At 63.7% G+C, this 13,421-nt stretch carries 14 protein-coding genes; 10 read left to right on the forward strand and 4 right to left on the reverse strand.

Annotated features, from left to right (window positions below; genetic code table 11):
* Positions 1 to 117: 117 nt before the first annotated feature.
* Together RRX38_RS12455 and RRX38_RS12460 are read left to right on the forward strand one after the other, a co-directional pair.
* A complete protein-coding gene (locus tag RRX38_RS12455; RefSeq protein ID WP_295473107.1) occupies positions 118 to 957 on the forward strand; it encodes an AraC family transcriptional regulator in 840 nt (279 codons plus the stop codon).
* 44 nt (positions 958 to 1,001) lie between these two features.
* Positions 1,002 to 1,595, forward strand: coding sequence for a LysE family translocator (locus RRX38_RS12460; RefSeq protein WP_315959471.1), 594 nt, complete (start codon positions 1,002 to 1,004; stop codon positions 1,593 to 1,595).
* Positions 1,596 to 2,360: 765 nt separating this feature from the next.
* Here the strand turns inward: RRX38_RS12460 and RRX38_RS12465 are convergent.
* The 3 genes from RRX38_RS12465 to RRX38_RS12475 all read right to left on the reverse strand — a co-directional run bounded on the left by RRX38_RS12465 (position 2,361) and on the right by RRX38_RS12475 (position 5,102).
* The gene (locus RRX38_RS12465; RefSeq protein ID WP_295473111.1) at positions 2,361 to 3,761 is read right to left on the reverse strand and encodes an amino acid permease; all 1,401 of its coding nucleotides are present in this window, start codon (positions 3,759 to 3,761) and stop codon (positions 2,361 to 2,363) included.
* Between the two features lie 340 nt (positions 3,762 to 4,101).
* Complete coding sequence (locus RRX38_RS12470; protein WP_045483578.1) at positions 4,102 to 4,449, reverse strand: cupin domain-containing protein; 348 nt, start codon at positions 4,447 to 4,449, stop codon at positions 4,102 to 4,104.
* Positions 4,450 to 4,679: 230 nt separating this feature from the next.
* Positions 4,680 to 5,102, reverse strand: coding sequence for a prepilin-type N-terminal cleavage/methylation domain-containing protein (locus tag RRX38_RS12475; RefSeq protein WP_315959472.1), 423 nt, complete (start codon positions 5,100 to 5,102; stop codon positions 4,680 to 4,682).
* A 223-nt stretch (positions 5,103 to 5,325) separates the two neighbouring features.
* Between RRX38_RS12475 and pilB the strand changes: the two genes are divergently transcribed.
* The 5 genes from pilB to yacG are packed head-to-tail and all read left to right on the forward strand — an operon-like array spanning position 5,326 to position 9,943.
* Positions 5,326 to 7,023 carry a type IV-A pilus assembly ATPase PilB gene (gene pilB, locus RRX38_RS12480; protein ID WP_295473116.1) on the forward strand — a complete coding sequence of 566 codons (1,698 nt, stop codon included), beginning with the start codon at positions 5,326 to 5,328 and terminating at the stop codon, positions 7,021 to 7,023.
* Positions 7,024 to 7,025: 2 nt separating this feature from the next.
* Positions 7,026 to 8,243: a type II secretion system F family protein gene (locus RRX38_RS12485; protein ID WP_295473118.1), complete on the forward strand. Its 1,218-nt coding sequence runs from the start codon at positions 7,026 to 7,028 to the stop codon at positions 8,241 to 8,243.
* Position 8,244: 1 nt separating this feature from the next.
* Complete coding sequence (locus tag RRX38_RS12490; RefSeq protein ID WP_315959473.1) at positions 8,245 to 9,117, forward strand: A24 family peptidase; 873 nt, start codon at positions 8,245 to 8,247, stop codon at positions 9,115 to 9,117.
* The gene (gene coaE, locus RRX38_RS12495; protein WP_315959474.1) at positions 9,114 to 9,734 is read left to right on the forward strand and encodes a dephospho-CoA kinase; all 621 of its coding nucleotides are present in this window, start codon (positions 9,114 to 9,116) and stop codon (positions 9,732 to 9,734) included. The genes RRX38_RS12490 and coaE overlap by 4 nt, the downstream gene beginning before the upstream one ends.
* Positions 9,734 to 9,943, forward strand: a complete 210-nt coding sequence (gene yacG / locus RRX38_RS12500) for a DNA gyrase inhibitor YacG (RefSeq protein WP_295473124.1) — start codon at positions 9,734 to 9,736, stop codon at positions 9,941 to 9,943. The genes coaE and yacG overlap by 1 nt, the downstream gene beginning before the upstream one ends.
* 117 nt (positions 9,944 to 10,060) lie before the next feature.
* Here yacG and RRX38_RS12505 read toward each other — a convergent pair whose 3' ends face one another.
* The gene (locus RRX38_RS12505) at positions 10,061 to 10,519 is read right to left on the reverse strand and encodes a hypothetical protein (RefSeq protein WP_295473125.1); all 459 of its coding nucleotides are present in this window, start codon (positions 10,517 to 10,519) and stop codon (positions 10,061 to 10,063) included.
* A gap of 124 nt (positions 10,520 to 10,643) precedes the next feature.
* Here RRX38_RS12505 and RRX38_RS12510 point away from each other — a divergent pair, with 124 nt between their 5' ends.
* The 3 genes from RRX38_RS12510 (at position 10,644) to RRX38_RS12520 (ending at position 13,295) form a co-directional block, all read left to right on the forward strand.
* Positions 10,644 to 11,273 (forward strand): DUF1780 domain-containing protein, encoded by a 630-nt coding sequence (locus RRX38_RS12510; RefSeq protein WP_295473127.1) that lies wholly within the window; start codon positions 10,644 to 10,646, stop codon positions 11,271 to 11,273.
* Entirely contained in the window at positions 11,273 to 11,779 is a 507-nt protein-coding gene (locus RRX38_RS12515; RefSeq protein ID WP_315959475.1) for an MOSC domain-containing protein, read from the forward strand. The genes RRX38_RS12510 and RRX38_RS12515 overlap by 1 nt, the downstream gene beginning before the upstream one ends.
* 217 nt (positions 11,780 to 11,996) lie before the next feature.
* Entirely contained in the window at positions 11,997 to 13,295 is a 1,299-nt protein-coding gene (locus tag RRX38_RS12520; RefSeq protein ID WP_315959476.1) for an NAD(P)/FAD-dependent oxidoreductase, read from the forward strand.
* The last annotated feature ends 126 nt before the right edge of the window (positions 13,296 to 13,421 follow it).

A 13,421-nucleotide genomic window follows, 5' to 3' on the forward strand; every position in this document is an offset into this window, starting at 1 on the left:
ACGGCTGAAGCGCCTGCCGGCCAGACGCCGTCAGCGCGAAGGTTGCACAAATCTTCTAGATTGGGGCGCCAGGCCTTGCGCGAAAATCCTGGCTGGTGAATGAACGGGCAGTAGCACATGGGCACAGACCGCTGGATCAGTCTCAGGCTGGATACCGAAACCGGTATCGAGACCATCCGTGCCCATTTCACCGGCCATGCCTACGATCCGCACTGGCACGACAGCTACCTGGTGGGTTTCACCGAGCAGGGCGTGCAGCAGTTCCACTGCCGCCGCCAGTTGCACAGCAGCACGCCGGGCCAGGCGTTTCTGCTGGAGCCAGGCGAAATCCACGACGGCCATGCGCCAGCGCCAGGCGGCTTCACCTACTCCACGCTGTACCTGCAACCGCACTGGCTGCGGGGGCAGATGCAGGCGCTGTTCGAAGACGCACCCGACGACTGCCTGCCCGGCTTTGCCCATACCCTGGCCGAAGAGCCGCAGTTGGTCAGGCATATCGCCGAAGCCTTCAATGCCCTGCATGGCCAGGACCTGCGCATCGTGCGCCATGCCGCACTGGACAGGCTGCTGGAGGCACTCAGCGCGGCGCTGCACTGGCGCCGTGTCGAGCAGCGCAGCCCGCACCTGCCGGCGGTGGCGATGCGCGCCAGAGAATACCTGCACGCGCATGTCGAGCAGGACATCGGCCTCAACGACCTGGCGGCGGCCACCGGCACCGATCGCTTTCGCCTGTCACGGGCCTTCAAGGCCGCCTACGGCCTGGCACCCCACGCCTACCTGGTGCAACTGCGCCTGAGCCTGGCGCGGCGCCTGTTGCGCCAGGGCTCGACCCCGGCGGACGTCGCTGCGGCGCTGGGCTTTGCCGACCAGAGCCACCTGGGCCGCTGGTTCCGCCGCGCCTACGGCCTCAGCCCGGCCGGCTATTGCAGGCATTGCACAAACCTTCCAGACCGCTAGGCAGCAGGCACCGAGAATAGCGGCACGTCTCAAGGAGCCTGCCGATGACCCAGTACCTGCCCTTCCTGCTGTTCGCTTTCGTCGCCTCGATCACCCCCGGCCCGACCAACATCCTAGTGCTCAGCCACAGCGCCCTGCACGGCCTGGGCACCGCCTTGCGCCTGACCCTGGGGGCCTGCGCGGGTGCGGCGCTGATCGTCTTTCTCGTCGGGCTTGGCCTGGGCGAAGCGCTGCAGAACCTGCCCTGGCTGCAACGCCTGATGGGCTGGGCCGGCGCGCTGTGGATCAGCCGGCTGGCCTGGCAACTGTGGCGTAGCGCACCGGCGGCGGTCAGCGCGCAGACTGGCGGCCAGGTGATGGGCGCCTGGGGCGGTGCCGGGTTGCAGGCCATCAACCCCAAGACCTGGATGATGGCCCTGGCGGTGGTCAGCGTATTCGCCGGTGCCCAGGCCAGCGCCGCCGATTACGGCCTGTACGCCACGCTGTTCTGCCTGGTGGCCATACCCTGCCTGGCGGCCTGGGCGCTGCTTGGCCAGGGCGTGATGAGGATGCTGGACTCACCCCAGGCCATGCAGCGCTTCAACCGCTGCATGGCGCTGCTGTTGCTGGTGTCGGCCTGGGTGGGCCTGCTGGCCTGAGGCCTGGGAGCGGCTGCAGCCGCGAAATCCTGCACCCCATCCCGGCTAAAGCCAATACTGATCAGTTAGACCGTTGGCGCTTGCTCGCGAATGGCAGGCTATCTGGACCGAGTACACCCGTCGCTGCATCAGTGCCCTTGAGTCACCTTTCCGCCTTTACGGCGGGTTACTTTTGGTTTCCAGGTGCCCTGCGCGCCAAAAGTAACCAAAAGCCATTGCTCCTGGCTTGGGTCTGCCCTGCGGGCAGACTTCCCTCCTTCCGGCGCCATTCCAGGAGGCCGGCGCAATGGGCCGTCCCTGGCCCAGTGCGCCTAAGCCGGCTTCCCTGCCGGCTTACCTCCTTCCATGACACCTCCACTCGGCCTGCACCGAAGTCGCGTTTTGCGGCGTCTGTGAGAGCGGTGCTCGAAAAGCAAAAGCGACGCCAAATCGGATAGCTTTGGTCTAAAAGATCAGTATTGCGGCTAAAGCCAATACTGGTCAGTTAGGCCGGGTAGGAGCGGCTTGAGCCGCGAAGCGACCGCCTGTTCACAGCAGATGCAGTGAATTTCCTGGCGCTTTCGCGGCTAAAGCCGCTCCCACCGAGCCACATGCCGCTTAAGCGAACAGTATTGCGGCTAAAGCCAATACCGTGCGGTTAGACCGGGTAGGAGCGGCTTCAGCCGCGAAGCGACCGCATGTTCACAGCAAATGCAGGAAACTTCTTGGCCCATTCGCGGCTAAAGCCGCTCCTACCGGTCCAGCCGCGGCTGGGTTCACGGCGAGTCAGTCCGCCTCGGGCAGCGTCGCAGGCCGCTGGGCGTGGCCGTGGCGGCCGGCGACGAAGATGCCGATCAGCGAAATCACCAGGGCCAGGCTGATGGTCGAAGTGATTTCCGCGCGGTGCTCGGGGGTGAACATCATCACCACCAGGGCGCCGGAAATGAACAGGATCACCGCGTAGGTCAGCCAGGGGAACAACCACATCGGCAGGGCGATCTCGACGTTCTGCCGAGTCAGCATGCGGCGCATGCGCAGTTGCGAAATGGCGATCACCAGGTACACCAGCAGGGCGATGGCCCCGGAGCTGGCGAGCAGGAACTCGAACAGCCCGGCGGGGGCGAAATAGCTGACCACGGTAATGATCGCGCCGATGACCGTGCTGGCGTACACCGCCATGCGCGGCACGCCCACCCCGGAGGTCTTGCGTACCGCCGCCGGCGCTTCGCCACGCTTGCCCAGCGAGAACAGCATGCGCGAGGAGATGTAGATCGACGAGTTCATGCAGCTGCCCACGGCGACCAGCACCACCACGTCGACCATGAACTTGGCGAAGGGAATGTCCATGATTTCCAGCGCCCGCTGGTAGGAACCCACCACGGTCAACTGCGGGTCGTTCCACGGCACCACCGAGATGATCACGAACACCGAGAGGATGTAGAACACACCGATACGCCAGATCACCGAACGGGTCGCCTTGGCGATGTTGCGTGCCGGGCTGGCCGACTCGGCGGCGGCGATGGTCACCGCCTCGGTGCCGATGAAGCTGAACATCACGGTGATGAACGCACCGACCACCGCCGACCAGCCGTTGGGGGCGAAGCCGCCGTGGTTCTGCATCAGCGTGCTCAGACCGCTGACCTCACGCCCCGGCACCCAGCCCATCAGTACCGCGAAGCCCAGGCTGATGAAGCCGATGATCGCGGTGACCTTGAACAACGCGAACCAGAACTCGAACTCGCCGTACTTGGCCACGCTGAACAGGTTGGTGGCCGCCAGCAGCACGATGGACAGCAAGGCGAACAACCAGGCATCCACCTGGGGAAACCACTGGTGCAGCACGTGGCCGGCGGCCAGGGCTTCGATGGGGATCACCAGCACCCAGAACCACCAGTACAGCCAGCCGATGGTGAAGCCCGCCCAAGGGCCGATGGCCTGGTCGGCGTAGGTGGAAAACGAGCCGGTGTCCGGGTTGGCGACCGCCATTTCGCCGAGCATGCGCATGACCAGCACGACCAGCAGGCCGGAACAGAAATAGGAAAGGATGGTGGCCGGGCCGGCGGCGGCGATGGCGTGGCCGGAGCCGACGAACAGGCCGGCGCCGATGATGCCGGCGATCGAGAGCATGGTCACATGGCGCGGCTTGAAGCCTTGCGCCAGCTGGCCGTTGGAATCAGGGCTGATCATGGTGCTTGTTCTTCTCTTATTGTCTGCGGATGCAACCGGGGCAGCACCCTGGAAACGGCGCACCTTACACGCTGTGGCACATCGAAAACACGACAACGCACGCCAATGAAAAAGCACCGCCACCTTAACCGCCGGATACACGGGGGCTGTTGCTCGAATACGCCGTGACCGAAACCAATCACGACATGACCAGGCGGGGCGATAAAAGGCGTGGAAAAGAATCTGGCTGTAGGCCATCGCGGCTGAAGCCGCACCGATCAGACAGAAAAAAACCGATGGCCACCGCGAGTCTGGCGGCCATCGAAAGGAGGTTGAAGCGAATGAGGGGTGATGCGCGGAATCAGGCGAAGACGAAGTACTTGCGCACGGTCTCGACCACTTCCCAGGTGCCTTTCATGCCGACTTCGACGATGAACTTGTCACCGGCCTTGAGGTGGATCGGCTCCTGGCCGTCCGGGGTGATGATGCAATAGCCTTCCTGGAAGTCGCAGTATTCCCACTTCACATACTCGACCCGCCATTTGCCCGGCGTGCAGATCCAGGTGCCCATGATCTTCGAGCCGTCTTCGGAAGTGTAGGCATTCAGGTTGACGGTATGCGGCTCACCTTCGATGCGCTCCCATTTGCAGGCATCGACGACAGGCAAGGGAGTGGTGTCGCGCAGGACGGTGATGGGTTTCTGGCTCATGGACGGCGCCCGGGGTGGTTGAAAAGTCAGCGCAGAGTACCGGGGGTGGGGCGAGGGGAAGTGACTGGGGGCGACGTTGGGTTTGCTGATTGCGCAGGAAGGCTGGAATGGAAGCATCAAAAAGCCCGCCATATTGGCGGGCTTCGGAAGACCTAACCTGATACCCGTGAAATACGAATAACCACTTCTACATCACGACAAGCAGGTCTACCTAAATTAGCGCCAAATGATTAGTTAGCCCTAACATAACCGTTAGTTACACATGCCCCACTGTAAGTCCAGACCGCGCCCGCGCCAGCAGCCGATGGAGTCAGAGTGCAAGTGTCAGTGGTGGCAATACCTTTGAACGCATTAGGAGTTGCAGTAATAGCAGCGTTGGTGCCAATAGCAATAGTATTGACAGCACCAGTTGTTACTCCACTAGGCAGAACGGTTCCAACCTCTCCAGCAGTATCGCAGTCAGCGCGGTCAGTAGTTTGTACAAGACATACACCCACCGCAGTCTTCACCGAAGCCATCGCAGACAGCACTTCGGTATACGCCGCCTTACGGGTGTAGTTCTGATAAGACGGAATCGCTACCGCCGCCAGAATGCCGACGATCGCCACAACGATCATCAGCTCGATCAGGGTAAAACCTTTTTGTGCATTCATCTGCGCATCTCCAGGCGTCAAGGAAAGGGTGCCTGACAGGACAAAAGCACAGGGCATGCCAAGGTGACATCCGTCACATCTGCGTGTCGAAACCCGCTCTAGACTGGCGCTGCCGCATCAACATTCCGCACAAACTGACATTTTTTGTCACTCATGGCGTCGTCATTTGGCAGCGTCGCTCGACTGCGTTATAACCCTCCCACTGTCTGTGTCTGGTGGTTCTATGTCCGATGTCGTTCTCAGCGGTCTGGCCAAGCAATTGGTCGCGTCCGAGCTTCTTAGCGAAAAAGCCGCGCAACAGGCCACCCAGCAGGCACGCCGCGACAAGGTTTCTCTGGTCAGCTACCTGGTGCAGCACAAGCTGGTCGGCAGCCGGGTGTTGGCCGAAGTGGCTGCCGAGCAGTTCGGCATGCCGTTCATGGACCTCAACAGCCTGGACAAGGACAGCCAGCCCAAGAGCCTGGTCAGCGAGAAGCTGGTGCGCCAGCACCATGCCCTGCCGCTGTGGCGGCGTGGCAACAAGCTGTTCATCGGCGTCTCCGACCCGTCAAACCACCAGGCGGTCACCGATATCCAGTTCAGCACTGGCCTGAACACCGAGGCCATCCTGGTCGAGGACGACAAGCTCAGCGACGCCATCGAGCGCTTCTTCGACAGCGGCGCCGCCCTGGGCGACATGGGCGACGTCGACCTCAACCTCGACCTGGAACCCAGCGATAACCTAAAGGAAACCGCCCTCAGCGCCGAAACCGACGCCGAAGACGCGCCGGTGGTGCGCTTCGTCAACAAGATGCTACTGGATGCCATCCGCCTCGGCTCATCGGACCTGCACTTCGAGCCCTATGAAAAGACCTACCGCGTGCGCTTTCGCACCGACGGCATCCTGCACGAGGCGGCGCGTCCGCCCATCCAGCTGGCCGGGCGTATTGCCGCGCGCCTGAAGGTCATGGCCAGCCTGGACATCTCCGAGCGCCGCAAGCCGCAGGACGGCCGGGTCAAGCTGCGCATTTCCAAGAGCAAGGCCATCGACTTCCGGATGAACACCCTGCCGACCCTGTGGGGCGAGAAGATCGTGATGCGGATCCTCGACTCGGCCAGCGCGCAGATGGGCATCGACGCCCTGGGCTACGAGCCGGAACAGAAGGCCCTGTACCTGGAGGCGCTCAAGCAGCCGCAAGGCATGATTCTGGTCACCGGCCCCACCGGCTCGGGCAAGACGGTGTCGCTGTACACCGGGCTGAACATCCTCAACACCGTGGGCATCAACATTTCCACCGCCGAAGACCCGGTGGAGATCAACCTCGAAGGCATCAACCAGGTCAATGTCAACGCCCGCTACGGCATGGACTTCGCCCAGGCCCTGCGCGCCTTCTTGCGTCAGGACCCGGACGTGATCATGGTCGGCGAGATCCGCGACCTGGAAACCGCCGAGATCGCCATCAAGGCCTCGCAGACCGGCCACCTGGTGCTCTCCACCCTGCACACCAACAGCGCCGCGGAAACCCTGACCCGCCTGCACCACATGGGCGTGGCGGCGTTCAACATCGCGACCTCGATCCACCTGATCATCGCCCAGCGCCTGGCGCGCAAGCTGTGCCCGCACTGCAAGAAGGCCGTGGATGTGCCCCACGACACGCTACTCAAGGAAGGTTTCAGCGAAGCGCAGCTCGGCACCTTCACCCTCTATGCACCGGTGGGTTGCGACCACTGCAATGGCGGCTACCGTGGCCGCGTGGGCATCTACGAGGTGGTGAAAAAGACCCCGCAACTGGAAAAGATCATCATGGAAGAAGGCAACGCCCTGGAGATTTCCGCGCAGATGCGCCGTGACGGCTTCAATGACCTGCGCACCTCCGGCCTGCACAAGGTCATGCAGGGCGTCACCAGCCTGGAAGAAATCAACCGGGTCACCAAGGACTGAACATGGCCAAGCAAGCCAAAATCGTCACCTTCACCTGGGAAGGCAGCGACCGCAAGGGCAACAAGGTCAGCGGCGAGCTGGAAGGCCACAACCTGGCGCTGGTCAAGGCGCTGCTGCGCAAGCAGGGCATCAACCCTACCAAGGTGCGCAAGAAGAGCACCTCGTTGTTCGGCGGCCGCGGCAAGAAAATCAAACCGCTGGACATCGCCTTCTTCTCACGGCAGATGGCGACCATGATGAAAGCCGGCGTGCCGCTGCTGCAGGCCTTCGACATCATTGCCGAAGGCGCGGAAAAACCGGCCATGCGCAGCCTGGTCGAAGCCCTGAAGCAGGACGTCGCCGCCGGTAACAGCTTCGCCACCGCCCTGCGGCGCAAACCGCAGTACTTCGATGACCTGTACTGCAACCTGGTGGACGCCGGCGAACAGGCCGGTGCGCTGGAAAGCCTGCTCGACCGGGTCGCCACTTACAAGGAAAAGACCGAGGCGCTCAAGGCCAAGATCAAGAAGGCCATGACCTACCCGGCAGCGGTGATGGTGGTGGCGTTCATTGTCTCGGCAATTCTGCTGCTCAAAGTGGTGCCGCAGTTCCAGTCGGTGTTCCAGGGCTTCGGCGCCGAGCTGCCGGCGTTCACCCTGATGGTCATCGGCCTGTCCGAGATCGTCCAGGAATGGTGGCTGATCATCCTCATCGGGCTGGTTCTTGGCATCGTACTGTTCCGCCGCGGCTACAAGCAGTCGCAGGCCTTTCGCGACCGTATCGATCGCGGGCTGCTCAAGGTGCCGCTGATCGGTCCATTGATCTTCAAGTCCTCGGTGGCGCGCTATGCGCGCACCCTGGCCACCACCTTTGCGGCCGGCGTGCCGCTGGTGGAGGCGCTGGACTCGGTGGCCGGCGCCACCGGCAACGTGGTGTTTCGCAATGCGGTGAACAAGATCAAGCAGGACGTCGCCACCGGCATGCAGCTGAATTTCTCGATGCGCACGGTCAATGTGTTCCCCAGCCTGGCCATTCAGATGACCGCCATCGGCGAAGAGTCCGGCGCGCTGGACACCATGCTCGACAAGGTCGCCACCTACTACGAAGACGAGGTCGACAACATGGTCAACAGCCTCACCACACTGATGGAGCCGATGATCATGGCGGTGCTCGGGGTCATCGTCGGCGGCCTGGTGATCGCCATGTACCTGCCGATCTTCAAGCTGGGGGCCGCTGTCTGACATGCTCCTGGTCGATTTCTTCGCCGCCTCGCCGGCGGCCTTCGTCGTCTTTGCCCTGATTCTTGGCCTGCTGGTCGGCAGCTTCCTCAACGTGGTGGTGCATCGCCTGCCACAGATGATGCAGCGCGACTGGCAGGTTCAGGCCCGTGAAGTGCTGGAGTTGCCGGCCGAACCCGCCACGCCGCGCTATGACCTGATCCTCCCGCACTCCCACTGCCCGCACTGCCAGCACCGCATTCGCGCCTGGGAGAACCTGCCGGTGCTCAGCTGGCTGCTGCTGCGGGGCCGCTGCTCGGCGTGCCGGGCACCGATCAGCAAACGCTACCCTCTGGTGGAGCTGGCCTGCGGGCTGCTGTCAGGGTTGATCGCCTGGCATTTCGGCTTCGGTTGGCAGGCCGCCGCCCTGCTGCCGCTGACCTGGGGCCTGCTGGCCATTAGCCTGATCGATGCCGATCACCAGTTGCTGCCCGATGCCCTGGTATTGCCCCTGCTGTGGCTGGGCCTGATCGTCAACAGCTTCGCACTGTTCACTTCGCTCAGCGACGCGCTGTGGGGCGCGGTGTTCGGCTACCTGGCGCTGTGGAGCGTGTTCTGGCTGTTCAAGCTGCTCACCGGCAAGGAAGGCATGGGCTATGGCGACTTCAAGCTGCTGGCCATGCTCGGCGCCTGGGGCGGCTGGCAGATCCTGCCACTGACCATCCTGCTGTCGTCACTGGTCGGCGCCGTGCTGGGGGTGATCCTCATGCGTTTGCGCCGCCATGAAGCCGGCCAACCCATGCCCTTCGGTCCCTATCTGGCCATTGCGGGGTGGATCGCCTTGCTGTGGGGTGGTCAAATAACCGACTCCTATCTGCAATTTGCCGGTTTCAAATGACCCACCCCGTTCCAAAACCCTGGATTCTCGGCCTGACCGGCGGCATCGGCAGCGGCAAGAGCGCGGCGGCGCAGTGTTTCATCGACCTGGGCATCCATGCCGTGGATGCCGACCATGCGGCGCGCTGGGTGGTCGAGCCGGGCCGCCCGGCGCTGGCCAGCATCGTCGAGCACTTCGGCCCCGGCGTACTGCAGGCCAGCGGTGAACTCGACCGTGCGGCGCTGCGTCAGCTGATTTTCAGCAACCCCGAGCAACGCCGCTGGCTGGAAGCCCTGCTGCACCCACTGGTGCGCGAAGAGATCGCCGCCAGCCTGAGCCGTGCCACCTCGCCCTATGCCATTCTGGTCTCGCCGCTGCTGATCGAGTCCGGCCAGTACCGGACCACCCAGCGCGTGCTGGTGATCGACGTACCGTCCGAGCTGCAGATCGCCCGCACCATGCAGCGCGACAACACCAGCCAGGCTCAGGTCGAGGCCATCCTCCAGGCCCAGGCACAGCGTGAAGAACGCCTGCGCCACGCCGACGATGTGCTGGTCAACGACCGCGACCCGGCCTGGCTGAAAAGCGAGGTCGAGCGCCTGCACCACTTTTATCTGACCCTGACAGGAGGCCACTGATGAGCCAACCTACCACCGTCCAGTGCCCGACCTGCGGCGCCCCCGTGGAATGGAGCGCCGCCAGCCCGGCCCGTCCATTCTGCTCCGACCGCTGCAAATTGATCGACCTTGGCGCCTGGGCCGCCGAGGAGCATGCCATTCCTGTGGCCCCGGATGCCGAAGACGAGCTGTTCTCCGGCGACCTGGAACGCCCGCACCGCGAGCACTAAGCCCTGTAGGAGCGGCTTCAGCCGCGAATAGGCCGTATTTTCGCCGCAGATGCAGTCATTTTCCTGGCGCTTTCGCGGCTGAAGCCGCTCCTAGCAGTCATCACCTGCCTTTCGAGATTACTTCTCCAGCGCAGCGCGCAGCGCCTGGGCATCGCCGAACTGCTGCTGGCTGACCACCTTGCCGTCACGCAATTGCAGCCACAGCACCTTATCTTCATCGCCGGCATAGCGCGGCACGATGCGCGAGTCGCGGTCGAGCATCACCCGGTAGCTGTAGTCGCGCATCTTGGGAATGGCGAACATCTTGGCGATGACGGCGGGCATCTTCTGGATATCGGCGACGAACACCGTGTGGCGTGCCTCCAGGTAGCCCTTGGGCTTGCCTTCCATCGCCGTCTTGACCAGCTTGGCGGCATCCATGCTGCGCGCCACCAGCAATACCTGGGCCTGGTCGTTGAGGGTGTAGGGCTGGTCGTACTGATCGAGCAGGGTCCAGGGTTCCAGGCGCGCGCCATTTTCGACGGCCTGGGCGGCCAGGGGCAGCAGCGCCAACAGCAGGATGGGCAGGAATTTCAAGGCGTTGTCCTCGGGGGAATGAATGACGGCGATTGTATGCCTGGGTAGCGCATGGCAGGCTACAGCCATGTCGGGGTGCTTCACCACTGGCATTTTCACTTTCAGCGACTGCGATGCGACGGCTATGGATGATTCCGATTACCTGCGCCTGCTGACGATCCAGGCCGAACAAGCCAATGCGTTCCTGTCCAACGCGCGTAAATGGGAGCGTGAGCGCTGGGTGTGCCAGCGCCTGTTGCAGGGCCTGAACATTCCGTACCGTCATGAGGACTTCCTGCCCGCCAACCAGGAGCCGCCCGACGTGCTGTTCCAGGATGCGCGCTTCGAGGTGTTCTTCGTGCTCGACGAGGGTCGGCGCCTGAATGACGAGTGGCGCGAAGAGCTGCAACGGCGGCGCAACGCGTTCTCGCTGAGCCAGCTGGTGCGCCGCGAAGCCAAGCCCAAGCGCGTGCCCGCCCCTGCCCTGCTCAAGCGCCTGGCGCCGACCCTGAGCAAGAAGGCCAGCAACTACCGCGAGCGCGGCCTGGACCTGGGCGACCTGGACATCATCGCCTTCGCCAGCCTCAAGCGCGAGGCGCTGGACCTCAACAGCCACTTTCCTCCGCCCACCGAATACCTGCGCCAGGGCTGGCGCTCGCTGTCGTTGGTCGGCCCCAACTTCGCACGAGTGCTGTTCGCCCACCCCGGTGCGCCGGACTTCCTGCGCACCAACCTGGGCCGCACCGTGCTGTTCGATGTAGGTATCAGCCTGTGATGAGTCCCTTGCAACAACTGCTCGCCGATGTCCCGCAGCAGGGCCAGGTGCGCTGGATCGGCGTGCGTCCGCAGTCCCGCGCGCCGATGCTGGCGCTGGACGCCGTCGAGGCGCGCCGCGAGGCCGGCCTGACCGGCGACCACGCCCGCCCCGGCCCGCGCAATGCGCGGCAGGTGACACTCATGCAGTGGGAGCATCTGGCAGTGATCAACGCGCTGCTCGGCCGTACGCCGGAAAACCCGGTGCTGCCCGGCGACCTGCGCCGCAATCTGGTGGTCAGCGGCATCAACCTGTTCAGCCTCAAGGGCCGGCGCTTTCGCATTGGCCAGGCGATTCTGGAAACCACCGGCTGGTGCCAGCCGTGCGCACGCCTGGAGCAGAATCTGGGGCGTGGCACCTTCCAGGCGGTACGTGGGCATGGCGGAATCACCGCGCGAGTGATACAAAGCGGAATCATTCGCTTACACGACAGCCTGCAGGTCGAAGCCCTGCCTGAGGTGCTGTAGCCCGGTCGCCCGCCGAGGCGTCCATGAACCACAGTCCATTTGAACAGTCTGAATTGTCCAGCCAGGTCGCCCGCCTCCCGAATCCGGTCGAGCTCCCGCAAGAAAGCGGGACAGTGTCCTGGCACCCCGAATTTACCGGCTGGCCGGTCTGCTGCTTTGAGCTGCCTGGCGCTCGCGCAGACCACCCGAGATTTCCTTGACCTTATGAGTAACTTCCATGACACATCGCATTGTTATCGTCGGCGGCGGCGCTGGCGGTCTCGAACTGGCTACCCGCCTGGGCAAGACCCTGGGCAAGAAAGGCACGGCCAGTGTCACGCTGGTGGACGCCAACCTCACCCACATCTGGAAACCGCTGCTGCACGAAGTGGCCGCCGGCTCGCTGAACTCCTACGAGGACGAGCTGAACTACGTGGCGCAGGCCAAGTGGAACCACTTCCAGTTCCAGCTGGGGCGCATGACCGGCCTGGACCGTGCCAACCGGCGCATCCACCTGGCCGCCACCCAAGGTGAACAGGGCGAGGAGCTGGTTCCGGCACGCAGCCTGGAATACGACACCCTGGTGCTTTCGGTGGGCAGCACCACCAACGACTTCGGCACCCAGGGCGCGGCCGAGCACTGCCTGTTCCTCGACTCGCGCAAGCAGGCCGAGCGCTTCCACCAGCAATTGCTCAACCTGTACCTGCGCGCCCATGCCGGCCAGGCCGGGCGCACCGAGGAAATCAGCGTGGCCATCGTCGGCGCCGGTGCCACAGGCGTAGAGCTGGCTGCCGAACTGCACAACGCCGCGCACGAGCTGGCAGCCTATGGCCTGGGGCAGATCAAGCCGGAGAACCTGCGCATCACCGTGATCGAGGCCGGCCCGCGCGTACTGCCGGCGCTGCCCGAGCGCATCGGTTCACCGGTGCACAAGACCCTGGAAAAACTCGGCGTCACGGTACTGACCAACGCGGCCGTCAGCGAAGTGAATGCAGACGGCCTGGTCACCAACAACGGCCAGGTCATTCCGGCCGTGCTCAAGGTCTGGGCCGCCGGCATCCGCGCCCCGGCGTTCCTGCAGGACATCGACGGGCTGGAAACCAACCGCATCAACCAGCTGCAGGTGCTGTCGACCCTGCAGACCACCCGCGACGAAAACATCTTCGCCTTCGGCGACTGCGCCGCCTGCCCGCAGAAAGGCAGCGACCGCAATGTGCCGCCGCGTGCCCAGGCCGCGCACCAGCAGGCCTCGCTGCTGGTCAAATCGCTGCGCCTGCGCATCGAAGGCAAGCCGCTGCCGGAGTACACCTACAAGGACTACGGCTCGCTGATCTCGCTGTCGCGCTTCTCGGCGGTGGGCAATCTGATGGGCAACCTGACCGGCAGCGTCATGCTTGAAGGCTGGCTGGCGCGGATGTTCTACATTTCCTTGTACCGCATGCACCAGATGGCCCTGTACGGGCCATTCCGCACGCTGATGCTGATGCTCGGCAGCCGCCTCGGCAAAGGCACCGAACCGCGCATGAAGCTGCACTGATCTGCCCGCCTGCCATGGGGCGGCTTGAGCCGAGAAGACTCTACGTGCTTCGCGGCTCAAGCCTAGCCCACAGAAATTTCTTGAATCAAAGCCTTCCGCCATCAGTCACACCTTCAGACGGCCTGC

It is taken from the genome of Pseudomonas sp. DTU_2021_1001937_2_SI_NGA_ILE_001 (genome assembly GCF_032463525.1).
Taxonomy (GTDB): domain Bacteria; phylum Pseudomonadota; class Gammaproteobacteria; order Pseudomonadales; family Pseudomonadaceae; genus Aquipseudomonas.